Below are 26,456 nucleotides of genomic sequence, written 5' to 3' on the forward strand. Positions count from 1 at the left end.
TACGTCTGCGTCATCTGCGGCGGGCTTTTTATGAAAAGACAGGTTCTGCCTACGCCTTTGTCAGAACGAAAGAGAGTGTTCCTGTATCGTTTTTATTGTCGTTGTCAAAATCAGCCGTAACGGTTTCTGAGAGTTTCAAGGTGGTCCCGCTTAGCGAAACATCGTATGTTGTGACATCCGTGCCGTCTTTAATAGTCAGTTTAGTGCCTGTTAAGGTCCAGGTGGCGGCACTGCCAACGGGGCTTGCTCCTATTGATGTACATTTGGCTGTGGTGCTGCCTATCACTTTACCGTCGGCGCTGAAGGTGAGGGTGGTGGCCTTAAAGCAATCAACAAAATCCTGACCCAGCAACTGCTTATAGAGGAGCAGCAGGTCATTTGTCTTGGTGCCCGTGCCCAGAATATCGTAGGCAGGATCAATCGTGTAACCGCCAATGAGCCAGGAACCCTGGATCGATGAGGCGCTGGGTGTTACGTCGGTGTTGCTCTTGCTACAGGCACCAAACCAGAATGGCATAGTTACTAGTAGTACCCACGCTAGCTGGCGTGTAGAAAGTGATAGATTCTTCAACGGATTGAGGTATATAGTGAAGGCTAAACATACCTACTTCCAGGCGCAATTCACTAGGCGGGTACTAGAAAATGTACTTATACTTTATTGAGTGGTTATCTTTCCTTTGTCTGGTGTTTTGCTTTAAGCAGTTGCGTACGTGTTGTATGGTTGGTAGCAGACTCTGATTTATTCCGGCATTGGGAGACGTACCTACACTTTAATGATGATCCGGCGTTTGTACATGATCCAGAGGATGACGGCCCAGATCGTGACGAGCGTGAGCGCACCAGCCAGAGACGCCATCGTAGGGTCGGCAAATTGTGGTGCAATAAACCCTTTGTACAGGTACTGAATCAGCCCTACTTTAGTTTCCGTACCGTTAGGGTAGGGCAGCTGAATGAGGTTCATGATCCGGGGAATCAGGCCCGACAGGAAGAAGACGGTAATGGGATTGACCCCAAATGCAACCAGCACGCCGTTCCAGCGAAAGCCTTTCCGAACGTCGATGAGGTAATAGAAAATGGCGAGGCCACACATAGCCAGGCCACCCGCCAGCAACACATAAGAGCTGGTCCAGAGGGCTTTATTGATGGGAAATGCCGGGTTGAACAACGTACCCAGCACCGCCAGGGCCACGCCGGACAGGAAAAGGAACAGGGCTTTCTGACTTTCGCGGATAGATGAGCCGTAGTTCTTCGTCTGCAGCCAGTAGCCAGCCAATAAGCCCAGCAAACTGGTTGCCACAGCCGGGTACGTGCTCAGGAGCCCTTCGGGGTCCCAGACTTTCGCCGCGCGATACACGTGGGCGGGCGTCAGCACAGTGTAATCGAGCCAGGCAGCGAGGTTGGTTTCGGGCTCCAGATTCGGGTAGCCGATGCCTGGTACCGGAATAACAGTCATCATCAGGTAGTAGCTGACCAGGATCAGGACGGCAATAAGCAGTTGCTGGCTGGGTGTGGTTTTTCGATAGATCAACGCGCAGGCGATGTACACCAGGCCTATGCGCTGTAATACACCCATAATGCGCACGTTGCTGAAATCGAAGCGGGGAAACAGGTTCAGGAAAAAGCCAAGCATAAACAGGATTAGCCCACGTTTAATGATCTTAGTTACGGCTCCCGTCGTTTCATCCTGCCGTCCGTAAAGCCCGTAAGCGGGCTTGAGCGCGAAGGTGATAGACACGCCTACGATAAACAGAAAGAACGGAAAAATCAGGTCAGTCGGTGTCCAGCCATTCCAGGGCGCGTGGGCCAGTGGTGCATAGAGGTGCCCCCAGTCGCCGGGGTTATTAACCAGAATCATGGCCGCCACGGTAAGACCGCGGAAAGCATCGAGTGAGCGAAGGCGCATTTGGGATAATTGTATAGAGGGGGTGATCATTGAGTGGTCATTTCGCTACATCCGTACCGGTCACTGGTTGCCATTCATTGTTTTTGCGACTAATGACTCTCAATGACCACTTAATGACAATCAATGACTACGTACCCAAAGTAGAGGATAATGGGTCATACTCTTTCTGTATGCAAGATGTCGATTTCTGATGAAGGAACATCGGTCTCATCTTCACTCGATCATGTCAACACCCCTTCGCATTGCGCTCATTGGCCCCGGTAAAGTGGCACACCTCCACGCCCGCGCTACCCAACAAACCCCCGACGTTCAACTCGTGGCCGTTTGTGGTCGAAACGAACAAAAAACCGTCGACTTTGCCGGTCAGTACGGTATCAGGCCCTATACCAACGTAGCCGAAATGGTTGATCGGGAAGGCATCGATGTGTGTGTGGTGCTGACCCCCCATCCAAACCACCGCGAACCGGCCATTGCCGCCCTTGAAGCCGGCGCGAATGTGCTGGTTGAAAAACCGCTGGCTGCTTCGCTCGACGACTGCGACGCCATGATCGCCACAGCCGAACGTACCCGGAAACTGCTAAGTGTGATCAGTCAACGCCGGTTCTATGCGCCCTGCCAACGCATTCGGCAGGCGATCGACGCGGGCAAGATCGGTGTGCCTGCGCTCGGGATGGTGCAGATGCTTGGCTGGCGCGACGAAGCCTACTACGGTAGTGATCCGTGGCGGGGTTCGTGGGCGCATGAGGGCGGTGGCGTGCTTGTGAATCAGGCTCCGCACCAGCTCGACCTGCTGCTCTGGTATATGGGCGAAGCCGAATCGGTCTATGGGGTTTGGCGGAATGTAAACCACCCCTACATTGAAGTAGAAGACACGGCCGCCGCCATTGTCCAGTTCAAGAACGGGGGCATCGGCAACATTGTGACCAGTAACAGCCAGAAACCGGGCCTCTACGGGAAAGTACATATTCACGGGCAAAATGGCGCCACGGTTGGCGTTCAGACAGACGGCGGTAGTATGTTCATCGCGGGCCGGTCGGGTATTCAGGAGCCGCCCGTCAACGATCTCTGGACGGTGCCCGGCGAAGAAGCACAACTGGCCGACTTCCAGGCTGAAGACCACGCCTACTTCGGTCAGACCGACGCGCTGACGCATTATTTTGGCCGGCAACTCGCCGATTTTTGCCAGGCGATACGTACCCAGACGCAGCCAGCTATCACCGCCCACGACGGCCGCCGGGTAGTTGAATTATTCCAGGCAATCTACGAATCGAACCGAACAGGCAAGGCCGTGCGGCTAACGCCGTAATAATCACCGCTTACTAAGAAAGAAACGCATTTTCAAATACCCCCAGAGCATCGGTATATCTTTGATATTAACTCTATAGAATTAGTTAGTCAAGTAGGCTACAGGTAGGCGCATAATTGATGCACTGATGTATAATCTGCTTGCCAACTGATTACCTAGCGATTAATTTCTTTCATACCGAAGATTGCTCACAATGTGAAAAAACGTTTCCTTTTCTCAGTTCAGAACTTGTTATTTAGTGCTGCCCTGCTTGGCCTTGCGGTTGGAGCGTATGCTCAAACGACCTATTACGTATCCAGTACGGGTGCCAACAGCAATGACGGCCGCTCTGAGGCGACGCCTTTTCAAACGCTCGACCGGGTCAATTCAGTAACGCTTCGCCCGGGCGATCAGGTCCTTTTCCGGCGGGGCGATACCTTCAGGGGTACGTTGCAGATTCGCCAGTCAGGTACGTCGGCCCAGCCTATTATAATCGATGCCTATGGCTCGGGCAGTAAGCCCATGCTGGCCGCTTCGTTGCCCATCAGTACCTGGACGAACGTTGGCGGCAATGTATGGCAGGCCGATGCATCGGCGCTGGAAAGCCAGGTAACGGGTGTGTACCGAAACGGAGCCGTTCTGCCGCTTGGGCGTTACCCTAACGCCGATGCACCCAACAAAGGGTACCTGACCATCCAGTCACATAATGGCAATTCGCAACTGACCGGTAAAGAGCCGCTGCCCGCCAATTTTTCGGGCGGAGAGGTAGTTGAGCGCCCTGTTCAGTGGATCATCAACCGCGTGCAGCTAATCCAGCAAAACGGAAATACACTGACGCTCGGCGGTGTTGATTCATACGGGCTGGGCGATAATTGGGGGTACTTCATCCAGAACCACCCCGCCACGCTCGACCAGAACGGCGAATGGTATTTCAACCCGGGCAATAAAACGTTGCGTCTGTATTCAGATGAGAATCCGAACAACCAGCTCATTACAGCTACGAAATTCGCCTATGGAATCAGCCTGATCAATGTTAGTAACGTGGCGATTCGTAACCTGACGGTAACGCAAACGATGTATACCGGTGTGCTGATCGAGAACGGTACAGGCATTACGCTAACGGGAAATGACATTACTGATTCGGGAGAAGACGGGCTGGTGGCAAGAGGAAGTGGTAACACTGTTCTGATTGAGAATAGCCTGATCGAAGAGGTAAATAACAACGGGGTGAGTGTGTCTGGTTATCAAAATTTCACGTTTCGGGGCAACACATTACGGCGGGTGGGTATCATGCCCGGCCGGGGTAAAAACGGCGATGGAACCTACATCGGTTTCAATGCAGTGAATACCGATAATGTAAAAATCGAAAATAACATTGTTGATCAGATTGGCTATAACGGCATCAATTTCACCGCCAATACAACCGTTCAGCGCAACCGGGTATCTAATTTTTGCCTGACTAAGAGCGACGGCGGCGGTATCTATATCTGGAACGGCAACCGGGCGTCGATGAGTGGCGTGCGTATTCTGGGCAATATCGTCTTCAACGGCATCGGCGCTCCGGAGGGAACGCCCGGCGGAGCTTATTCGGGAGCTAACGGTATTTTTCTCGACGATTGCACCACCAACGTAGAGGTTCGCGACAACACGGTATTTAACTGCCACGGTCTGGGTTTTTTCCTGCACGGTTCGCTGAATGCGCAATTCACAAACAACACCTCATACAATAACGGCGAGGCGCAACTGGCCGTCAATAGCCGTAACGGCGGCTGCTCCCCGCGCGACAATCTGGTTCAGAACAATGTACTGGTGAGCAAGACGGCGAATCAACTGGTGACCAAATACGAATCGCACCTGAATGATCTGACCAGCTTCGGGCAGTTCGACAATAACGTGTATGCCCGGCCATTCAACGATGAGTTCAAACTTCGGGCCGTATCTAATCCTGGTTCGGGTGTGACCGGTGCCGATCTGTCGTTGGCAGAATGGCAAGGCCGATATGGGAAAGATGGCAGTTCACGCAACAGTCCGCTGACATACAAACCGTTTGCAACAACCGGTAATGGCGTGTTTAAACTCAATAACACGTTCGGCACTACTAACGAAGGCTGGGATGTGTATAGCCCTTATGGAAACGGACGGGTAACCTGGGATAATGCCAACCGCCTCGATGGAGGAAGCCTGGCTATCGGGTTCCCTTCGTCGTCGGGTCAAAGTAATTCGTATGCCCTGGCATCGAAAGATATTGGCCCGGTAAGCCAGAATAAGGTTTACCTGCTCACGTTCGACGCTATAGCGTCGGGCAGTAGCAAGCGGGTCGACGTGTTTATCCGCCAGAAAACCGGCTCGTACAGCGATCTGGACAGCCGGGCGCAGATTCTGGTTGGCACCGGGCGGCAGCACTTCGAGTTTTCGTACATGGCTAACGCCAGCGAAGCATCGGCCATTGTGGTTTTTCAGGTGACGGAAGACGGACAAACGCTCTGGATCGATAACGTGCAGGTACAGGAAGCCACCCGCACGGTACAAAATCCCGACGATTTTACCCGGATCGAATACAACGACACCAGTCAGGATAAGACAATCGCGCTGAGTGAACCATACCGCGATGCCCGCAATACGCTCTATACCAGCCAGGTTACGCTGGCACCGTTTACATCAGTTGTATTGTTTAAAAATAACGGCGACACGCCACCACCACCGCCCGTAATTCCCCTGCGTGACCCGGAGAATCCGGCCAATGCGGTAGCTGGTTTAGACTACAGCTATTACGAAGGCGTCTGGACCTCATTGCCGGATTTCAACTCGCTGACTGCCGTAAAGAAAGGAACCGCCAAGCAGGTCGATTTAGCACCCCGCAACAAAGACGATAACTTTGCCCTTCAGTTCAAAGGCTACGTGAACGTACCTACTGATGGCGTATATGTGTTCTATACCAGTTCCGACGATGGCAGCAAGCTATACATTGGCACCAATGAAGTGATAAACAACGACGGTGCCCACCCAGACGAAGAACGCTCAGGTACCATTGGCCTGAAGGCCGGTCGCCACGCCATCACGATTTCATATTATGAAGGCGGTGGCGGGGAGGCATTAAGTGCCAGCTATAGTGGGCCGGGCCTGAACAAACAGATCATCCCTGCTTCGGCTTTCTTCCGGGTAGGTACCGACACGCCACCGCCGCCTTCGCCTATAACCCTGCGCGACCCCGAAAACCCAGCCAACACAGTAGCTGGTCTGGACTATAGCTATTACGAAGGAAGCTGGAGTGCCTTGCCTAACTTCAATGGCCTAACCCCCGTGCGAACAGCCACTGCCAGCCAGGCAGACCTGAATCTGGCCTACCGCAGTGATAATTTCGCTCTTCAATTCAAGGGTTACGTGAACGTACCTACCGACGGGGTGTACACGTTCTATACCAACTCCGACGATGGCAGTAAGCTGTTTATCGGCACAACAGAAATCGTGAATAACGATGGTGGGCATGACGTGCAGGAACGCTTTGGTAGCATTGGCCTGAAAGCCGGTCGCCACGCCATTACCATTCCGTATTTCGAAAGTACTGGTGGGCAGGTGTTAGGTGTAAGCTACAGTGGCCCAGGCATCAGTAAACAGATAATTCCTGCCTCGGCCTATTTCCGGGTGTCTGTTGCTCCGCCGCCGCCACCCGCTGTCAGCCTGCGCGATCCTGAAAACCCGGACAATGCAGTAGCCGGATTAGACTATGGTTATTACGAAGGTAACTGGGGTGTGTTACCCGACTTCAGTAGCCTGACCCCCGCCCGAACGGGCATTGCCAATCAGGCAGATCTGAACCTTGCTTACCGAAATGATCAGTTTGGCTTGCAGTTCCAGGGCTACGTGAACGTACCTACCGACGGCGTATATACCTTCTATACGTATTCCGACGACGGAAGTAAGCTGCTGATTGGCACCACCGAAGTGGTGAATAACGATGGGGGCCACGCCGAACAGGAACGCTCGGGCACCATTGGCCTGAAAGCGGGTCGCCACGCCATTACCATCCCGTATTTCGAGGGCAGCGGCGGTCAGGTACTGAGCGTCAGCTACAGCGGGCCGGGTATCGACAAACAGGTGATTCCGGCCTCGGCTTATTTCCGCGTGTACACCGCCCCGCCACCACCCCCTGCCAACACGGGTACCGGTACCGGTTTGCTGGGGCAGTATTTTAATAACAAAAGCCTGACAGCTCCGGTCGTATTTAGTCGGACAGACGCCGTTGTTGATTTCGACTGGGGCAATGACTCGCCCGCACCCAGTGTAACCGTCGATAATTTCTCGGTTCGCTGGACGGGTCAGGTTGAAGCGCCGGTAACGGGCAATTACGTGTTCACCACCATCGGTGATGACGGAATTCGTCTTTGGGTGAATGATGTGCTGGTGATCAACGACTGGAACGACCACGCGCCAACCACAACCAACAGCAACAGCATTGCCCTGGTAGCTGGGCAGCGGTACAACATCAGGGTGGAATACTACGAAAATATCATTGGTGCTATAGCCCGCCTGCGGTGGACGTACCCGGGACAGGCGCAGCAGACCATTCCGCAGATACGGTTATATCCGGCCAGTGCCAGTGCGCGTGTAGCGGCGGCAGATGAGCGGGACATTCGGCAGTCGGTGGTATTTCCCGTACCCGCCCGCGATGAGCTGACCATCCGGTATATGAGCGAGCAGGCCGGAACGGCCACGGTGCAGCTGATAACTACGGCAGGTATTCCTGTGCTACAGGCCGATCATCCGGTAACGGCTGGCGAGAATCTGCTAAAACTGCCCGTTCGTGAACTGACCCGCGGTTTCTATCTGCTGAAACTGACGCAGGGCCGCCAGCAACGCACCTGGAAAGTGTTGCTGAGCGAATAGACATACGGCCAAAAACAAGCTGGCCGCTGGTTCAGACCTATAAAAAAGGCCGCCTGCTCGGAAGAGCGGGCGGCCTTTTTGTTGCTTAACGCGTTGGTAACTAGTTAGGCTAATTCTTGCCGCCACCCATTCGGGCAGGAGCCGCTCCGGTCGAAGCAGCCGTAGTAAGCGGTTCTCCTTCTTTATCCAACTCAACAACGTCATAGCCGAGCTTCGAGAGGCCCGGCTTAACCAGCGCCTTATCTCCCACAACCATGATCACCATCTTATCAACAGGCAACCGTTTTTTGGCAATCGCATCAACCTGCGCTTTCGTGATCGTACGCAGAATGTCGGCCTGTTGCTCTACGTAGTTCTTCGGCAGATCATAGTCGATGATCCGGCTCAGGAAGATCGCTTTCTGGAACGATGTTTCGTAACGCAGCGCATCCGTCTGGCCAAGTGAGCTTTTCACGAACGTCAGCTCCTGATCGGTAATACCCCCCTGACTGTAGTTCTTCATTTCCTTGATGAACTCTACCACCGAGCTATCAGTAGCCGCTGCTTTCACGCCCGCGCTGGCCGTAAATGGACCAGGCGTTTTGGTACTGCCAAAACCCGACCGGGCACCGTATGTCCAGCCTTTATCTTCGCGCAGGTTCAGGTTGATCCGGCTGCTGAATGCACCGCCGAGCATGTAGTTGGTCAGACCGGTTTTATAATACTCGCCGGTGGCGTCGTAAGGCAGATCGGTCAGATAACCAATCCGGATTTCCGACTGAGCTGCCTTTTCCTTGTCGATCAGGTAAATGCGTGTTTTGTCGATTTTCTTAGCTGCTATAGCCTTAGGCATGGCAACCGGTTTGGCGGCCCATTTTGTCAGGAAGGCAAGTTTGGGCATAACCGTCGATTGCTCAACGTCGCCAACGATCACCAGATTGGTTACCGATGGTGAGAGCGAGTTTTGATAGAAGGCCTTCACGTCGTCGAGGGTAATGGTCTCCACCGTTTTGGTAGTGCCGCTCAGCGGAACCGCCCGGATGTTGCCTTCTCCGTATAGCAGTTTGTTATAGGCTTTGTTGGCAATAACGACCGGCTGCGTGCTTTGGCTGGCAATATTTTCCAGTTGTTGCTTCTTACGCCGTTCAAAATCGTCGGCCGAAAACTTGGGGTGCAGCAGTTTTTCTTCCAGCAGTGCCAGTGTGGCGTCGATGTTTTTAACGGGCGATTCAACCGATACGTTGATCTCTTCGGTAGTAGCCTGAATGTTGATGCTGGCACCCAGTTTTTCCAGTTGCGCGTTCATCTCTTCATTCGAGTACTTTTCGGTGGCTTCGTTCATCAGCGAGGCTGTCAATTGGGCAATCCCCGCCTTCGATGGGTCTTTAGCCGACAGCAGATGCCCCCCTTTAATACCGAACAGCATCGTTACGGTTGGTATCTCGTCGTTGCGCGTACCAATTACTTTCAGGCCGTTAGGCAGTTTATCGGTCCAGAAAGGCGGTACTTTCAGGGCTGGGTTGGGCCCAGGGCCCGGTTTCACTTTCCGGTCGAAGCTGTCTTTTGCTTTGGTGTACGTTAGCCCGTTGTAGCCGTAATCGGGAGCCTGATAGCCAGCGGTTACGATCGTGTAGTTGTCGGGTTTGGCCACGATATCGGCCTTGCCTTTCGGGTATACGGTCAGCAATACGGCGTTTTTGCCTTTGATATACTGGTTGTATACCCGCATCACGTCGGCTTTGGTTACGCTGTTATACCGCTTGATCTCCTGCGGAATGTAGTTGGGGGTGCCCAGGTACGTTTGGTAAGCAGCCAGTTGCGACACCTTACCGGCAACGCTGGCCAGACCCGAAATGAGCTGCGCTTCGCGAGAGGCTTTGAATTGGGCAAGGTCGTCGTCGGTAACGCCCCGGCTTTCAAACTCGGCCAGTGTCTTCCGAACAACGGCTTCGGTGCTGTCCAGGCTTTTATTGGGAAACGGCAGAATGCGCATGGTCAGTTGCCCCGCCAGTTCCGACGTTGGATGCCCGGCATTGGCCTGAACGGCCAGTTGGTTCTTGACCAGGTTTTTGTAGAACAGCGAGTTTTTGCCGCCCCCCAGAATTTCGGCCAGCGCGTCGAGCGGAGCTTCGTCGGGGTGATAGTTTGGCACCGTTGGAAACACGATCTGGAGCAGCGGGAAGCGAACGTTGTCTTCATACGATACGCGCCGGTCTTTGTCGAGCACAACCGCCGGAACCACCGTTTTCGTTACCTCCGGTCCGCGTGGAATGCCGCCAAAGTATTTCTCAACCAGGGCCACAACCTGTTTGGGGGTAACATCGCCGCCAATCGTCAAGACAGCGTTGTTCGGCCCGTACCAGCGCAGGAAGAAGTTTTTCAGGTCGTTGACGTTTACCCGGTTCAGGTCTTCGATGTACCCGATCGTTAGCCAGGAATAGGGGTGGCCGTAGGGAAACAGGTTTTTTGACACATACTCGCTCGCCAGGCCGTACGGACGGTTGTCGTAGTTTTGGCCGCGTTCGTTTTTCACGGTAGCCCGCTGAATCTCGAATTTCTTCTGCGTCACGGCGTCGAGCAGAAAGCCCATCCGGTCGGCTTCGAGCCAGAGCGCCCGCTCCAGCTGATTACTCGGCAGCGTTTCGTAGTAGTTGGTCCGGTCGGTGTTGGTCGAGCCGTTGAGCGTTCCGCCCGACTCGGTCACGATCTTGAAGTGCTCATCGTCGGCCACGTGGTCGGAGCCCTGGAACATCATGTGTTCGAAGAAGTGCGCAAAACCCGATTTGCCAATTTCCTCACGCGCCGAACCAACGTGGTAGGTCACATCGACATGAACAACGGGATCTGAATGGTCTTCGTGAACCACCAGCGTCAGGCCGTTGGGAAGTACGTACTTTTCGTAGGGGATCAGGAGTTCTTTCCCTTGCCGGGTCACTTTCTCCACTAACTTAGTCTGCGCTGATGTTGTGCCTGCTATCAGACAACTCACCAGCACCGACAGGTAAACGGTCGCTTTTTTCATGTTGGGTACTAGCAGAAGTAAGCTTGTAAGTTACATAGAGAATAAATACAAAGGGTACGAATTCACCGTTTTACAGGCCGGTACACACCGGAAAAGCCATCGCGTCTGGGTACGATGGCTTTTCCGATAAAGAATATGAGTGGTTACAACAAAATACCGTTAAGGTCAGTAAGGCTGTTGCTTTTTCAGCTTGTCGTATTCCTTCTCGATCTGATTACGCTCGTTTGGGGATCGATAGACGGCCATATAGTGCGACGCTAACCCAATGCCCCAGCCCAGCATGGGAAACAGCGGCCAGGGGAAAAATGAGCTTCGAAAGCCCACATAAGGCGAACTTAACCCGGCAACCAGGTAAATAAGCCAAAGCCCGGCGTTGATGATCAGATATGAACGAAGATGTATACGAAAGCCAACCCGTGCTTTGGCTTTTTTCCACAAAATTGGGTCGCGGTTGACGTCAAACGTTTCCATAATTACCAGGTTTATGCCGGCCTTGCTGATGACCGATGCTCCGAAAGTACATCGGTATGTAGGCGGAGCACCAGCCTAATCTGACCAACTTCCCACTTTGCAGGATGAACGCCGTATTAGATCAGACAGACAAGCCAGGTCAACGAATTACCCGGATGTCGGCGGTCGCTTCGTCGTCTTCGCCGGGGCGGGTAGCGTGGTTATTGGGCGTCGAATCGGGATCAGTTACCGACGAACGACTTACTTCGGCCAGGCACGAGCCAGAAGCAGCGGGCAGCCAGTATACCGTTTTTGTCGCCGTTTCGTTGATACCGAGTTGACCTACGTCGATCACCAAAGCCGCCGTACTGACCGTTCTCCAGGTGGTTTTGTCGAGGCTATATGTACCGTTGGCCAGCGTCAGACTAACCTGCACCGACGATGTTGCCGCCCCACCCCGGTTGTTGATGCGCATCGCCACCTGAATGGTATCGCGGGTCTGAACTACCCGTTTGCTGAATGAAAGCAGCATACTCAGATCGGCCTGATTAGCCACGGGCACAGGCTGATTACCAGCCACAGCGGGCAATACACGTCCGTTCGGGTTTGGCGAAACAGATACGAAATGGGTGGTGTCAGCGGTTCGCCAGCTCGCCTGCCCTGTATCATCTTCGCCATCACCAGTGCCCGTATTGGGCTGGCTATCAGGGTCGGGCGTATCGGCACTGCTCACTTCTATGGCGTTAAAGTACGTACCCGGCCGGTTTACCAGCGTCTGGAAGCTGACTGTTCGCGAATCGCCCGCAGGTACGTTGCCAACGGCGTAGCGCAGGCTGTCGCCTTTGGTGGCCGAAAAACTACCGGCATAGCTGAGGCCCGCCGGCAGGCGATTCGTCAGCGTCAGGTTTTCGGCCAGATCGGGCCCTGCGTTACTTACCCGAACCGAATACGTGATCAGATCACCCGGCTGGCAGAAACGCTTATCCACCCAACTACTGAGCGATACATCAGCCCCGTTCACGAACACCCGCACTACAGTGCCTGTGCCGGTACCGCAACTATTGGCCACGTTCACCAGTGAATAGCTGGTGCTTTGGCTAGGGGCTACCGTGAATGAGTACGGGTTTTGACTGGTATTGACCACCGACGCCCCCCCCACGACCGAAAACGACCACGGCCCCGTTCCGCTGAACTGAACGGGTACAACGGCCGCCTGGCCCGAGCGAATGAACGGCCGCCCTAACACCGTAGCGGAAACAGGCTGACCAACTACGACTGATACCGCCGCTGATTCTGTCAGGCAGGCTCCCTGCTCATAAACCAGACTGTAAACGCCCGTTTCAGTTGCCACCAGTTTCTCCGAATCGGCCCCGGTCAGGCGTACGCCGTTTCGTTTCCAATAGCTGTAGGGACCGGTAAGCAACTGCAGGGTAATGGCCGAATTAGGGCAACGAACAAGCCCGCCAATGGCCGTAATGGTTGGCTTGGCCGGTTGCCCAATACTAATGCTGACAGGTTTCGAGACGCCGCCGCAAACGCCATTCGTCACCGAAAGGCTATACACACCCGACTCTGTAACGGTTTGGTACGACTGTGTACCCTGGCTGATGGGTTGACCATTACGCAGCCAACTGAACGTAACGGTACCCGTTCGCGGAAAATCGCTGGTCGATAATTCAACGCTGCTACACTGCTCGGCCAGTTGCAGGGCGGGCGTCAGGCTTTGGCTAACCACGATCGAAACAGAGACGGCCGTACCCGAACAGCTACCCGATGTGTACCGAAGTCCGTAGTTCCCCGACGCGGTAACGGCGTAACTGAATCCGGTAGCACCGGCGATAGGTACGTTGTTTTTTGTCCATTGTAGGGCGTGACTGGTGTTTTTTGCGTATAAAATCAGTGTCTCGCCTGTACAGAGGCTCGTGCTGCCATAGAAATAGAACCCGTTGCTCAACTGGCTATTGGCCGAAACGGCAACTGGATCGCTTACAGCCGAGCAGCTTCCCCGCTGTACCCGAAGGCTGAACGAACCACCCTGCCCAACGTCTACAAACGAGTTGGTTTTACCCGTTATAGGTTGCCCATTCTGAAGCCACTGATAGTTGGTGCTGTCTACCTGGCTGGTTGCATACAGCCGGAGCAATTCAGTGCCGCAGAGTGTTGGTGCTACATCGCCCACCACCGCAATGGCCGGGGGGAGAATAGCCCTACTGAACGTCAGGTACGTTGCCGAGGCCGTCGCTACGCACCTACCGCCCCCCGACATACCAAACGATAGGCTGTACGAGTAGGCACCCGTTGCGGTTGTAGACAGTACGGGATTGGTTGCGCCCGAAACCGCTACGCCATCACGAAACCACTGATAAGCCGCCTGCTGACCCACATATGAAGCCCCCAATGGGACGAACGTACCTGAGCAGATAGGTCCATCACTGGTATTAATCGGGTTCAGCACCGTGGCAGCGGGCGTGTCGACCGAGATCAGCAAAAAGTCGTTGGTACTGGTGGCAGTACAGCTACCAACCGAGGCCGTAAAGCTATATGTGCCGGTTTGTCCTGTTAGCAGTGTCGCGGTGGTCTGACCAGATAAAATGGCCCCGTCAATAGCCCATCGATACGTGGCCGACAGGCTACCGGGCTGGTTGGGCAGATAGGCGCGAAGCTGGGCCTGATCACCGGGACAGACGTACCCGGAAACGTACCTGGCATCGGCAAAGCGCGGGCCGGTTGTTTGCCGCCTGTCCAGAATATAGGCTTGGGTTTGATTCAGATTGCTGATCGTTAGCGTTGAGCTAACCGGCGAAACCAGACTGAACGAAGCTACTTCGAGTCGCAACCGGTAGCCCGTGCCCGACGCCAGACTGGCAGGAACGGTGGCCGATAACGGGCTACTGGTACCCGACCCGATAATTGTTCCTGCACCGAAATTGCCCGTTGCATCAGACAAGCGTACTACTACCTGGCTCGCTGGCACGTTGAGGAGCGTAAAACTTAACGGGAAAGCACTACCGGCGCAGAAGGCGGTTGCAGACAGAGGGCCTGCCGTGAGAACAGGGGAATCTACCGCCCAGACATCACTCTCCCATACCCCCCGACCATTGGTTACTACGGCAGTTCGTTCATCGGCAGCGCGGTAAACGAACTGCTTACATCGAATCAATGGCGCTGGCGAATTGGTCAGTACCCAGCCCGGATTGTCTCCCGTAATGTCGCTGGTCGACCATACACCCAGCTCGGTCGCCAACATAACCTGCTGGCGGTTTGTTGGGTTAAACAGTGCCGCATAGACCGGCATATCGGGCAGGCCATGGGCGGGCAAGTCTTTGCTGACCCAGGTTGTTCCGCCGTTGGTTGTGTACCAGACCGATTGAACGCCGAAGTTCGAAAGTGTGACAATCAGCTCATTGTCTGTTGCTCCTACGTCGATACCGCTGATTGTGCTGCCCGACGGGAACGCACCTCCGTCCAGACGCGAGAGGTTCGGTGTTGGTTGGTTCGTGTTCGAGAATTTATACAGCCCGCCGTTAATGGGAGCGGCAAACAGGGTATTGGGCGATGCGCCCACTTTCAAACAGGTTGGCCTCGCCAGGCGACCACTGTCGAGCCGCGAAACCACAGGGTCTGTACCGATTCCTGTCCCTTTTCTATACCCGTCTGACCAGAAGAAGAGTGTGTTGTTACGACTGTCATAGTCTACACCCACATCAGGGTAGTCATCTGTAAGCCAGCCGGTCGAGTAGTAGTCCCAGGCCGTTGTGTAGGTTGTGTTCCGGGTTAAAAAACCGCCGTTTGTCGTGGCTGCCACCTGTACGTTCGGTTCATTCTGGTCAATGAATGGCCGAAGCGGGTAGGCCGGGTAGATAGCCTTTGTTGGGCCGGTCTCGGGTGTTTCCAATAAACCGGGCTCTCCCACGCTTCCCGTGAGGCGATAAGCAGTACCGGCGCTATTTTTCAGGGCTACGCCCGATACATCCAGCCCACCAAAGCTGTTGCTTCGGTCATGCGTTGTCTCGTTACGTCCCTGCGCAACGAGCTGCTGGGTTGGCGCGACATAGACCTTATTGTCGCTCGCCCAGGCCGTACGCTGGTTAAGAAGGGGTAAAAAAGCGGTAGCTCGCCCAATGGTTTGCCCCGCCGACCAGGATACGCCTCCGTTGCCCGACCGGTATAATTGATCATAGGCTGTCATGTACACTACTTGCGCAGAATCGGGCGAGGGGGTTAGGGTAAAATACTTGTCTCCGAATCCCAGCGTAACGTCCAGATCGGGAGCATCGGTATACACCGGGCGGTTCATGGCTTGCCAGGTTTGTCCGCTGTTGGTCGATTTCAGCAGCCAGCGAAGGGTATAACCGCCAGACGTAGAATCGTCGGCCACCTGAGCAGCATAGAGGACCTGGCCTGTACCACCCGTTGAGGCAGCCGGTACCACTTTGGTCAGAATGCCCTTGTAAGGTGCCGTATTGGGCGGAGTTATTTCTGTCCAGGCTGTAGCAGAGGGGCCGTTCGACCGGAATAGCCTCCCTGTTGCCATAGCCACGTAGACAGACTCGTCGGCTCCGAGTTGTATTGATGTAACACGGTCGTTACCGTTGGCTACAGGTTGCGCACCAATCTGGCGCTGCGGTACCAGAATGAACTGCCATGTTCTGCCCTGATCGAATGATCGAAGTACGCCGCCCTGTGTGCCGGCCAGCAAAAGACCGGTGGTGGTAACAGCCAATCCGGAAATGCGGCTAAAGGCAATCTGCATCAACGTACCTGCCTGAGATGGAATGGTGGCCGATAAACGTTGCCAAGTTTGGCCTTTGTCGGCCGTTTTCCAGATACCGCCCCCAACGCCCTCGCCCAGCGGGTCACCTGTAGCGGCGTAGGCAATTACGCTGTTGGTTGGGTCATTGGCTATAGCCGAGACATTTTTGCTGGCCCAATCATCGCTACTCGGAAGCCAGTTGCTGGCTGGCGTGGCCGGATCAGGATTCGTCCATAACCCACCGGTGCTGCTCCCTGCCCAAATCGTTCGGCCGGTTGGATCGCCAAGAGGCACAACGAGCGTCCGCAATGTACCGGTAAAGCCCAGTGGGCCGCGCTCAGACCAGGTTACGCTGGAAATACCCGTACGCGCCTGCCGTTTTTTGGCGGAGGTTTGGGCCAGTTGCTTCCGAATAGCGCTGAGTCGTTCAACCGGTATGCTACCCAGCGCGGGGTCGACGGTGCGTCGATTTTGTTCGGCTTGATAGGCCTGCCGCATCAATTCAGCTTGCCGGGATGTTGGCGAAGGGGGTGGAGAAGCTGTAGAACGTACCTGCGCCAGCGTGGGCAGGCTGAGTAGCATATAAGCCAGGGTGGCATATACAACCAGTCGGGTAGAAGGTAACATAAGTCGGATCGCGTCGAAGGGCTAATGCCCAACGCCAATTTGCGGCCAAACTCATGCCAATCTATAGATCAGAAAGAACAAAAATTAGTATGTATAAAAATTAAATTTTGGATACATATATGAAGTTACTATAAATCTATATATGTTTATTTGTAGTTGTCAATAGATGCAGATTATGCTTGATCTGTCTGTATTCAAGATGAGTTGGCCTGCTGCCGCTGATCGCCCAACTGGCAACGTACCTGCAACAGGCCAACTTCCCCTTATTGTAGTGTCGTCATGGCCGTTTCCAGCCGTTCAATCACACCTGCTTTGCCAACAATTTCCATCGTTAGCATCAGATCAGGTCCTGTTCCCAATCCTGTTAAGGCTAATCGCATGGCCTGCATTACCTTGCCCTGCTTAATACCTGCCTGAGCCAGCGTATCAGACAAGAGGTGTTTGATGGCATCGGCTTCAAACGGTTTTTCAAACTGAACGAGCCGATCGCGGAAGGCAACCACGGCGCGGCGGGCCTCGTCATTCCATTTGGCCGCCCGCACGGTTTCGTCGAACTCAGTAGGGGCGTAAAAAATGGTTTTGGCCTCTGTGAACAGTTCACTGGCAAACGTGACGCGCTCTTTCAGCAAGGCTACAATCTTCTCTGCTTTTTCGGCCGGACACTCGAATCCGGCGTCCTGCGCCTGTTTTTGCACGGCCGGTGCCAAGTCGGCGTTGGCGTGCTGACGGATGTATTGATGATTGAACCACTTCGCCTTCTCGATGTCGAACCGGGCTCCGGCCTTGTGTATTTTCTCCAGGTCAAAGGCTTCGATTAATTCGTCCATCGTGAACAGTTCCTGTTCAGTGCCGGGGTTCCAGCCCAACAGCGACAGGAAGTTGACTAATGCTTCGGGCAAATAACCATCTTCCCTGAAACCCCGTGCCACGGTGCCCGTAAATGGATCGGTCCACTCGAGTGGGAACACCGGAAAACCACCCAGATCGGCGTCGCGCTTGCTGAGTTTACCGTTCCCTTCCGGTTTCAGCAGCAGGGGCAGGTGCGCAAACTGCGGCATGGTGTCTTCCCAGCCGAGGTAACGGTACAACAGCACATGCAACGGAGCCGACGGTAGCCATTCTTCGCCCCGAATCACGTGGGTGATCCGCATCAGATGATCATCGACTACATTGGCAAGGTGATAGGTTGGCAGGCCGTCAGATTTGAGTAATACCTTGTCATCAATGGCCGATGAGTGTACATTCACCCAACCCCGCACAAGGTCGTTCAGCCGAACTTCTTCCTTGCGGGGCGTTTTCAGTCGAATCACGTAGGGCTCGCCACCCTCAATACGGGCTCTCACTTCAGCTTCCGGCAACGTAAGGCCGTTTTTCATCTGCATCCGCGTAATGGAATTGTATTGCGCGGCGGGGGCATTGGCGGCCTCGAGCCGGGCGCGCATGGCGTCCAGTTCTTCAGCGGTGTCGAAAGCGTAATAGGCTTTACCTTCCTCAACGAGCCGCAGGGCTTCTTTCTGGTAAATTGCCTTCCGCTCCGACTGCCGGTAGGGCGCGTCTGCACCAACGGGGCCATTAGCCGTTTGGCCCTCATCAATCTGGATACCAACCCAGCTCAGGGCGTCGATAATGTATTGTTCAGCACCGGGGACAAACCGGTTCTGGTCAGTGTCTTCAATACGAAGCAACATCTGTCCGCCCATTTTCCGGGCAAACAGGTAATTATATAGTGCCGTACGAACACCGCCAATATGGAGCGGCCCCGTTGGGCTGGGTGCGAAACGAACGCGGGGTGGAGTTTGCATGAATTGAAGGGAAGGAAGAGGAGGAAAGGGACGAGAGGGAAAAAGGAGCTTTGCACCATTACATAGGTACGTGGTATTGCAAACCCATTCCTCCCTCTCGTCCCTTTCTTTCCCTTCTTCCTTTATTTAACAGCGATGACGGAAATTTCGACGTTGACGTCTTTAGGCAGGCGGGCTACTTCGACGGTTTCGCGGGCTGGAAAATCGCCGGTGAAGAAGCTGCCGTATATTTCGTTAATGGCCGCGAAGTTGTTCATGTCTTTCACGAAGATAGTTGCCTTCACCACGTTGGCATAGTCCATACTGGCGGCGCGAAGAATAGCCCCCATATTCTCCATGACCTTCCGTGTTTCGGCCTGAATATCACCTAGTGGAGCCAGTTCAGCGGCAATCTGACCCGATACATATAACGTGTCGCCGATCTTCACGGCCTGACTATACGGTCCGATCGGCGCTGGCGCCTGGTCGGTATAAACAATTTGCTTTGACATATCTTAATAGAGTCGTAAGTCATCGAGTTTTTACACGACCACAGCGTTGGACCGTTTAAGACTTGAAGGCTTTTTCAGACTTTTTTTGCAAAAGTACGCATCCTATGGCTACCCACCACCTGATCATCTTTGTTAAGAACCCTATTCCGGGTACGGTTAAGACCCGTATTGCCCGAACGGTTGGTGCTGAAAAAGCCACCGAGGTATACCGGCATCTGGTGCAGTATACCCAGCAGATCACCCGCTCCGGCCCATGGCAGAAAGCCGTCTACTACGCTGATTTTATAAACCCTGATGATGGATGGAACGGCTACAGCAAGTTTCAGCAGGTGGGCGCTGATCTGGGCGAGCGAATGGTCGGCGCTTTCCGTGAACAATTTGCCGCCGGAGCCGAAAAGGCTGTTATTATCGGAAGCGATTGCCTGACCATTACGGAGGAGCACCTGTTTACTGCTTTTGCCGCTTTAGATGACGTTGACGCCGTTGTTGGCCCAGCTACTGATGGAGGATATTATCTGCTGGGCATGAAGCAGTTATTAACCCCTCTTTTTGATAATATGCCCTGGAGCCAGCCCGAACTGCGGTTACTAACTGAGCAGGCGATCCTGCAGCAAGGTTTAACCTTCGAGCGCTTGCAAGAGCTAACTGACATTGATGAGTGGAGTGATTATGAGCAGGCCACTGGATTAGAAAAGTAATGGCAGGCTTAGGCCAACCAATTACTTCAGTCGCGGGTCGTTGATCAACAAAGTCGACGATTATGAAAAAGATGCTGATCTTTTTTGTCCTCCTGGGCATGATATCCTGTAAAAGGGAGGCCATGAACGCCAATACCTGTCGCGTAGGCAACCCACTGACGGAGTTGCAATGGCTCAACGATCGGGTGGCTCAGTCGGCTACTCTGGGCAATCTGGCTGTTTATCAGGCAATATATCAGGGCCAAACCGTCTTTGCGATCCGCTTATACATGGGGCCAGATGCCGGTATTTATAACATCCATCGGTGCGATGGCTCGGTTATTTGCTCATCCACCATCACTATCGTTGGCGAACAAGGCGACTGTGGCCCCATTCGGAATGAACTAACCAATTCCTTACTGATTCTGGAAAAGAATCAGTAAGGAATTGGTTAGTTCATTCCGAATGGCCCGTAGATACCAACACCTTACACCAGCCCTTCCTTTAACAAATCGTGAAGGTGAACAAAGCCGACCAGTTTGCCCGCGTCGGCTACCAGTATCTGGGTGATGTTACGGTTTTGCATGATTTCCAGTGCGGCCACCGCGTAATCGTCGGGTGCTACGCAAACGGGTTTTTGGGTCATGATATCCCGGGCGCACAGGTGCCTATAATCATCGTGCTGGCTCACCATCCGCCGCACATCACCGTCGGTAATGATACCCAGCAAGGCCCCGTCGGCACCCTGTACGGCGGTGGCCCCCAGCCGCCCCGCCGACATGGCAAGCATAGTATCGTGGATGCTCTGGTCGGGCCGAACGCACGGGCACTGGTTGGCGGGAAACAAATCGCTCACTTTCAGGTAAAGCTTCTTGCCAAGCGACCCGCCGGGGTGATACCGGGCGAAATCCTGCCGGGTAAATCCACGTGCGGTGAGCAGGGCAATGGCCAGCGCATCGCCCATCGCCATAGCCACGGTGGTGCTGGTAGTTGGGGCCAGATTCAGCGGGTCGGCCTCGTGCGGAGCAGGAGCCAGCAGCACAAAATCGGCCTGTTTGGCCAGATATGACTCCGATTCGCCCACCAGCGCAATTAATTTAGCCCCTGTACGATGAATTAATGGCACCAGCACTTTTACCTCAGGCGTATTCCCACTCTTTGAAATAGCCAGCACCAGATCACTGGCCTGTACCATACCCAAATCGCCATGAATGGCATCGGCGGCGTGCATAAACAGGGCGGGTGTACCCGTCGAATTCAGCGTGGCTACCAGTTTCTGACCAATGAGAGCACTTTTGCCCACACCCGTAACCACCACTCGCCCTGCCGAGGCCAGAATTGCTTCGACACAGTAATCGAACTGAATATCAAGGTATGCGATCGCCGCACGAATGGCATCGGCCTCAGCCAGCAACACATCGCGGGCAATTGATTGTAGATTTTTTGTTAGTTTCAACGTCCGTAAATGCTTAGGTAACACGGATGGGTTGTAAATTCGCTAAGTCCGTTCATCCGAACATAGATTAACCCTATTAATTCCGGAGTGTATTGTAGTTAAACAACGCCCCCCGTCACACACTTACAAAGATAGATACTCACGCAGGCTCCATTCACCTTCCGTAGTAGCGTACCATGATGCAGATTGACAATTCCGTCCAGACAACCCTGAAGGAGCGACTAAAAGAAATATTCGGGTTCGGCCAGTTTCGGGGAGACCAGGAAGCGATCATCCATAATATACTGTCGGGCCGAAACACCTTTGTCATTATGCCCACCGGGGCAGGCAAATCGTTGTGTTATCAGTTGCCGGCCATTGCTTCCGAAGGAACAGCCATCGTTATATCACCGCTGATCGCCCTGATGAAAAACCAGGTCGATCAGCTCAATGCCTTTGGCATTAATGCCCAGTTTCTGAACTCGACCCTCTCGAAATCCGAGATGACGAAGGTAAAGAAAGATACCCTCAACGGTACGCTGAAACTGCTGTACATCGCTCCGGAATCGTTGACCAAGGAAGAAAACCTTGATTTTCTGAAGAAAGCGGTTATTTCATTCGTTGCCATCGATGAAGCGCACTGTATTTCGGAATGGGGCCACGATTTCCGGCCCGAATACCGTAAAATTCGGGGGATCGTTGATAACATCGGGCACCATTCGGGCCGTATGGGCCTCCCGGTGATTGCGCTTACGGCCACCGCCACGCCGAAGGTGCAGGTCGATATCCAGAAGAACCTGGATATGGAAGATGCCGATGTCTATAAAACATCCTTTAACCGCAAGAACCTCTACTATGAGATCAAGCCGAAGGTGGATGCCAAAAAGGCATTGATCAAATACGTAAAACAGAATAAAGGCAAATCGGGTATCGTGTATTGCCTGAGCCGCAAAACGGCCGAAGATATTGCCGAACTGTTGCGCGTTAACGACGTAAAAGCATTGCCTTACCACGCCGGGCTCGATCCGCAAACGCGGATGCATAATCAGGATGCTTTTCTGAACGAAGAGGCCGATGTCGTCTGCGCCACGATTGCGTTCGGTATGGGAATCGACAAGCCCGACGTTCGGTTCGTGATCCACTACGACGCGCCTAAATCGCTCGAAGGCTATTACCAGGAAACGGGTCGCGCCGGCCGCGATGGTCTGGAAGGTAACTGCGTGATGTTCTACAGCTACGACGATATCCTGAAACTGGAGAAATTCAATAAAGACAAACCCGTTACCGAGCGCGACAATGCCAAACACTTGTTGTCGGAAATGGTGTCGTATGCCAACCTGGGTACGTGTCGGCGGCGGCAACTGCTGGGTTATTTTGGTGAATACGTGGAAAAAGACTGCGGTTTCTGCGATAACTGCCTGAAACCGACGCCGAAGTTCAAAGCGCAGTCTGAAATTGTCATAGCCCTTCAGGCGGTACTGCAAACCGACCAGCGATTCGATGTGAGCCACCTGGCCGACGTACTGACCGCCACCGAAAACCAGTATGTGACCAGCTATGAACACGACAAACTCGATCTGTACGGTCAGGGCAAGTCATTTAGCGAAGATTGCAACGTTTGGTGCTCACTGATCAAACAGATCACGATCCTGGGCTTCCTGGAGAAAGATGTAGACAACTACGGTGTGCTTCGGCTAACGCAGAAGGGCATGAACTACATTGAAGATCCGTATCCGGTCATGCTTTCGCAGGATCATGATTATGAGCAGCAGACTGCCGATGCCAAAGAAGAAGCCGATGATGCGGCCGCCCAGGCTGCCAGCGGAGGAAATGCCTACGACGAAGAACTGCTTGGCCTGCTGAAAGCCCTTCGCAAGAAGATTGCCAAAGAAAAGAACCTGCCGCCCTACGTTATCTTCCAGGATCCATCGATGGAAGAAATGGCCACGACCTACCCCGTCACGCGGGAAGAGATGGCCCAGATCAACGGGGTGGGCATGGGTAAGGTGCAGAAATTCGGTAAGCCCTTCATCGATCTGATTGCCAAGTACGTTGATGAGAATGAGATCGAGACCGATAAAGATGTTGTGGTTAAATCGACCGTTAACAAGTCGAAGATCAAGATTTACATCATCCAGCAGATTGACCGGAAAGTAGACCTGGAAGAAATTGCTGAAGCGAAAGGACTTACGCTCGTAGATTTGGTGGAGGAAGTGGAACACATCTGCTATTCGGGCACCCGCCTGAACCTCGACTATTACATCGATCAGATTATCGACGAAGACCGGCAGGAAGAGATTTTCGAATACTTTATGCGCGCCGATACCGACAACATTGCCGTAGCGTTAAAAGAATTTGACAGTGACGATTTCACCGAACAGGAACTGCGCCTGATGCGCATCAAGTTCCTCTCGGAAGTAGCCAATTAAAAGTTTACTGTTTGCTGTTTACTGTCTTCTGTTGCGCTGCTATGGGCAACATACTTAGCTGTAGCGGAGCAACAGAAAACAGAAGACAGTAAACAGCAAACAGTTTTTAAAGAATGAATATACTTATACTTGGCTCTGGCGGGCGGGAACATGCCTTTGCGTGGAAACTAACCCAGAGTCCTTTGTGCGACAGCCTCTTTGTGGCCCCCGGTAATGCTGGTACGGCTCAAATTGCAACTAATCTGGCATTCGGCTTTTCTGATTTCCCCGCTATTGCCGAAGCGGTACGTACCCACCAGATTGATCTGGTACTGGTTGGCCCCGAAGAACCGCTGGTGAAGGGAGTAGTCGATTACCTGCGCCAGCAGCCCGGCATGGCTTCGCTACGCATCGTGGGGCCCGATGCGCTGGGTGCTCAACTCGAAGGCAGTAAAGATTTTTCGAAGCGGTTCATGGCGCAGTACAACGTACCCACGGCCTCGTCGCAGACGTTTACCGGCGATACCGTCGAGGAGGGACTAACGTACCTGGAAAGCCATTCATTGCCTATTGTATTGAAGGCCGACGGGTTGGCTGCCGGGAAGGGCGTTATTATTGCCGAGAGTGTTCAGGAGGCGAAAGACACGCTGCGGGAAATGCTCGGTGGCCGATTTGGCGAGGCGGGTCATCGGGTGGTTATTGAGCAGTTTTTGCGGGGAATCGAGCTGTCCGTTTTCGTGTTGACAGACGGGGTGAACTATAAAATTCTGCCCGAAGCCAAAGATTACAAGCGTATTGGTGAAGGTGATACCGGCCCGAATACGGGGGGGATGGGTGCTGTATCACCGGTTGTTTTTGCGAATAAAGCGTTTCTTCAAAAAGTGGAAGAGCGCGTTGTGAAGCCAACACTGGCTGGCCTTCAACAGGAAGGCATTGTCTACAAAGGCTTCATCTTTATCGGGCTGATGAACGTGAAAGGTGAACCCGTCGTCATTGAATACAACGCCCGCATGGGCGACCCTGAAACAGAAGTAGTCTTGCCTCGGATTCAGACCGATCTGGTTGAATTGCTGGTGGCAACCGCTGACGGGGAGCTAGACAAAGTGACGATGCAGGTGTCGCCGCAGACGGCCGTTACAACGGTACTGGTGGCTGGTGGATACCCCAATGCATACGAAAAGGGTAAATCCATCACCGACCTCGACCGGCTGGACGATGTGACGGCTTTTCACGCGGGAACAACCAACCTCGATGGTTCGGTAGTGACCAACGGTGGGCGGGTGCTGGCCATTACGGCTCTGGCAAACTCGCTCGAGAATGCCGTTCGGAAATCGCAGGAAGCGGCCCGGGCGGTGAGTTATGACGGAAAGTATTTCCGAAAAGATATAGGGCTGGATTTACTCCGGTACCAAGACTAAGTGATTTCGGATTGGGAATTTTGGATTTTGGATTTGTTGCTTACGCCAGTGCATACTCATGCGTCAGCCCAATCCGAAATCCGAAATACCAACTCCCAAATCGTTCTCGTAAACTAAAACCATGGGATGTCAATCCTGTGCGGTTGGCGGGTGTGGGTCTAAAGCGAAAACGACGGATAGTGGCGGGGCCGAAGTGGCTACCAAAACGGCGGGTTGTTCGAGCGGGGGCTGCTCATCCGGTGGCTGCAATAAACTGAATTCATTCGACTGGCTAAGCGATATGTCGCCGATTGCCGGTCCGGCCTACGGGGTCGTTGAAGTGAAATTTAAAGGTGGCCGGAAAGAATATTACCGGAATGTCCACAACCTCGACCTGACAACGGGCGATTTTGTGGTCTGCGAAATGACATCGGGCTATCACCTCGGTGCCGTGTCGATGCAGGGTGACCTGGTGCGCCTGCAACTGAAACGGAAGCACGTTCAGATCAACGACGACACGAAGGCAATTCACCGCCTGGCCACGGCCCGCGATCTGGAAAAGCACCAACAGGCCGTTCTGCGCGATTTGCCAAGCCTGTACAGGGCCCGTGAGATCGTGCGTGAACTGAAGCTGCACATGAAACTGTCGGACGTGGAATTCCAGTCTGACAACACGAAGGCGACGTTTTATTACTCGTCAGAAGAACGCGTCGATTTCCGGGAGCTGATCAAGATGCTGGCGGGTGAGTTCAAGGTGCGCGTCGAGATGCGGCAAATAAGCTTACGGCAAGAAGCGGGGCGGATTGGCGGTATCGGCTCGTGTGGCCGCGAACTGTGCTGTTCTACCTGGCTTACCGATTTTAAGAACATCACTACCTCGGCGGCACGGTATCAGAATCTGTCGCTCAATCCCGCGAAATTATCAGGTCAATGTGGCCGGTTGAAGTGCTGTCTGAATTATGAACTCGATACGTATGTAGACGCTCTTCGCGATATTCCAACGGTAGAAAAGCCGCTGGAAACGCAGAAAGGCCGTGCGTTTTTACAGAAGACAGACATCTTCCGCAAGATCATGTGGTTCGGCTACAGTTCAGAAAGCACCTGGCATCCGTTGCCGATCAAACGGGTAATCGAGATCGTAGCGCTGAACAAGCAAGGCGTCATTCCCGAGTCGTTCGATGTGCTCACGCCCGTCGGCGAGAAAGAAGTGGTTCCCCTCGCCGCCCTCAACGCCGACCTTACGCAACTCGATAAGAAATACGCAATTCGTGGCGGTGGTGGTAGTGGAAATAAAAAGAAGAAAAAACGCTGACAAGCCAAACCAGCGTAGTTACTGATAAAAT

The 26,456-nt window shown here is 53.7% G+C and carries 15 protein-coding genes; 7 read left to right on the forward strand and 8 right to left on the reverse strand.

What is annotated here, in order from left to right; translation table 11 throughout:
• Window positions 1-49: 49 nt before the first annotated feature.
• Together J2I46_RS11615 and J2I46_RS11620 are read right to left on the reverse strand one after the other, a co-directional pair.
• On the reverse strand, window positions 50-517 hold the full coding sequence (locus J2I46_RS11615; protein ID WP_207329210.1) for a lipocalin-like domain-containing protein: 468 nt from the start codon (window positions 515-517) through the stop codon (window positions 50-52).
• Between the two features lie 246 nt (window positions 518-763).
• A complete protein-coding gene (locus tag J2I46_RS11620; protein WP_229379721.1) occupies window positions 764-1,903 on the reverse strand; it encodes an acyltransferase family protein in 1,140 nt (379 codons plus the stop codon).
• Between the two features lie 223 nt (window positions 1,904-2,126).
• Between J2I46_RS11620 and J2I46_RS11625 the strand changes: the two genes are divergently transcribed.
• Window positions 2,127-3,209, forward strand: a complete 1,083-nt coding sequence (locus tag J2I46_RS11625; RefSeq protein ID WP_207329212.1) for a Gfo/Idh/MocA family protein — start codon at window positions 2,127-2,129, stop codon at window positions 3,207-3,209.
• A gap of 195 nt (window positions 3,210-3,404) precedes the next feature.
• Window positions 3,405-8,072, forward strand: coding sequence for a PA14 domain-containing protein (locus tag J2I46_RS11630; RefSeq protein WP_207329213.1), 4,668 nt, complete (start codon window positions 3,405-3,407; stop codon window positions 8,070-8,072).
• A gap of 109 nt (window positions 8,073-8,181) precedes the next feature.
• Here the strand turns inward: J2I46_RS11630 and J2I46_RS11635 are convergent, their stop codons facing one another.
• From J2I46_RS11635 to J2I46_RS11655, 5 genes are all read right to left on the reverse strand, one after another.
• A complete protein-coding gene (locus tag J2I46_RS11635; RefSeq protein ID WP_207329214.1) occupies window positions 8,182-11,073 on the reverse strand; it encodes a M16 family metallopeptidase in 2,892 nt (963 codons plus the stop codon).
• Between the two features lie 165 nt (window positions 11,074-11,238).
• On the reverse strand, window positions 11,239-11,544 hold the full coding sequence (locus J2I46_RS11640) for a 2TM domain-containing protein (protein ID WP_207329215.1): 306 nt from the start codon (window positions 11,542-11,544) through the stop codon (window positions 11,239-11,241).
• 139 nt (window positions 11,545-11,683) lie between these two features.
• Window positions 11,684-16,903 carry a DUF11 domain-containing protein gene (locus J2I46_RS11645; protein WP_207329216.1) on the reverse strand — a complete coding sequence of 1,740 codons (5,220 nt, stop codon included), beginning with the start codon at window positions 16,901-16,903 and terminating at the stop codon, window positions 11,684-11,686.
• Window positions 16,904-17,166: 263 nt separating this feature from the next.
• Window positions 17,167-18,705 (reverse strand): glutamate--tRNA ligase, encoded by a 1,539-nt coding sequence (gltX, locus tag J2I46_RS11650; RefSeq protein ID WP_207329217.1) that lies wholly within the window; start codon window positions 18,703-18,705, stop codon window positions 17,167-17,169.
• 122 nt (window positions 18,706-18,827) lie between these two features.
• Entirely contained in the window at window positions 18,828-19,196 is a 369-nt protein-coding gene (locus J2I46_RS11655) for a Rid family detoxifying hydrolase (RefSeq protein ID WP_207329218.1), read from the reverse strand.
• 104 nt (window positions 19,197-19,300) lie between these two features.
• Between J2I46_RS11655 and J2I46_RS11660 the strand changes: the two genes are divergently transcribed.
• Complete coding sequence (locus J2I46_RS11660) at window positions 19,301-19,894, forward strand: TIGR04282 family arsenosugar biosynthesis glycosyltransferase (RefSeq protein ID WP_207329219.1); 594 nt, start codon at window positions 19,301-19,303, stop codon at window positions 19,892-19,894.
• Between the two features lie 62 nt (window positions 19,895-19,956).
• Window positions 19,957-20,316: a hypothetical protein gene (locus tag J2I46_RS11665; protein WP_207329220.1), complete on the forward strand. Its 360-nt coding sequence runs from the start codon at window positions 19,957-19,959 to the stop codon at window positions 20,314-20,316.
• Between the two features lie 44 nt (window positions 20,317-20,360).
• Here J2I46_RS11665 and J2I46_RS11670 read toward each other — a convergent pair whose 3' ends face one another.
• On the reverse strand, window positions 20,361-21,329 hold the full coding sequence (locus J2I46_RS11670) for a KpsF/GutQ family sugar-phosphate isomerase (protein ID WP_207329221.1): 969 nt from the start codon (window positions 21,327-21,329) through the stop codon (window positions 20,361-20,363).
• Between the two features lie 176 nt (window positions 21,330-21,505).
• Between J2I46_RS11670 and recQ the strand changes: the two genes are divergently transcribed.
• The 3 genes from recQ to J2I46_RS11685 all read left to right on the forward strand — a co-directional run bounded on the left by recQ (window position 21,506) and on the right by J2I46_RS11685 (window position 26,425).
• Window positions 21,506-23,737: a DNA helicase RecQ gene (gene recQ, locus J2I46_RS11675; protein WP_207329222.1), complete on the forward strand. Its 2,232-nt coding sequence runs from the start codon at window positions 21,506-21,508 to the stop codon at window positions 23,735-23,737.
• A gap of 113 nt (window positions 23,738-23,850) precedes the next feature.
• On the forward strand, window positions 23,851-25,134 hold the full coding sequence (gene purD, locus J2I46_RS11680; RefSeq protein WP_207329223.1) for a phosphoribosylamine--glycine ligase: 1,284 nt from the start codon (window positions 23,851-23,853) through the stop codon (window positions 25,132-25,134).
• A gap of 121 nt (window positions 25,135-25,255) precedes the next feature.
• Window positions 25,256-26,425, forward strand: a complete 1,170-nt coding sequence (locus J2I46_RS11685) for a PSP1 domain-containing protein (RefSeq protein WP_207329224.1) — start codon at window positions 25,256-25,258, stop codon at window positions 26,423-26,425.
• The last annotated feature ends 31 nt before the right edge of the window (window positions 26,426-26,456 follow it).

Origin of the sequence: Fibrella forsythiae, from assembly GCF_017353175.1 — a bacterium.
In the GTDB taxonomy this organism is placed as follows: Bacteria; Bacteroidota; Bacteroidia; order Cytophagales; family Spirosomataceae; genus Fibrella; species Fibrella forsythiae.

Bases quoted from the DNA above. Each gene is read 5' to 3' on its own strand.
- purD (WP_207329223.1), top strand. From the start codon at position 23,851: ATGAATATACTTATACTTGGCTCTGGCGGGCGGGAACATGCCTTTGCG.
- recQ (WP_207329222.1), top strand. From the start codon at position 21,506: ATGATGCAGATTGACAATTCCGTCCAGACAACCCTGAAGGAGCGACTA.
- J2I46_RS11640 (WP_207329215.1), bottom strand. From the start codon at position 11,544: ATGGAAACGTTTGACGTCAACCGCGACCCAATTTTGTGGAAAAAAGCC.
- gltX (WP_207329217.1), bottom strand. From the start codon at position 18,705: ATGCAAACTCCACCCCGCGTTCGTTTCGCACCCAGCCCAACGGGGCCG.
- J2I46_RS11665 (WP_207329220.1), top strand. From the start codon at position 19,957: ATGAAAAAGATGCTGATCTTTTTTGTCCTCCTGGGCATGATATCCTGT.
- J2I46_RS11620 (WP_229379721.1), bottom strand. From the start codon at position 1,903: ATGCGCCTTCGCTCACTCGATGCTTTCCGCGGTCTTACCGTGGCGGCC.
- J2I46_RS11635 (WP_207329214.1), bottom strand. From the start codon at position 11,073: ATGAAAAAAGCGACCGTTTACCTGTCGGTGCTGGTGAGTTGTCTGATA.
- J2I46_RS11615 (WP_207329210.1), bottom strand. From the start codon at position 517: ATGCCATTCTGGTTTGGTGCCTGTAGCAAGAGCAACACCGACGTAACA.
- J2I46_RS11625 (WP_207329212.1), top strand. From the start codon at position 2,127: ATGTCAACACCCCTTCGCATTGCGCTCATTGGCCCCGGTAAAGTGGCA.
- J2I46_RS11660 (WP_207329219.1), top strand. From the start codon at position 19,301: ATGGCTACCCACCACCTGATCATCTTTGTTAAGAACCCTATTCCGGGT.
- J2I46_RS11655 (WP_207329218.1), bottom strand. From the start codon at position 19,196: ATGTCAAAGCAAATTGTTTATACCGACCAGGCGCCAGCGCCGATCGGA.
- J2I46_RS11685 (WP_207329224.1), top strand. From the start codon at position 25,256: ATGGGATGTCAATCCTGTGCGGTTGGCGGGTGTGGGTCTAAAGCGAAA.
- J2I46_RS11645 (WP_207329216.1), bottom strand. From the start codon at position 16,903: ATGTTACCTTCTACCCGACTGGTTGTATATGCCACCCTGGCTTATATG.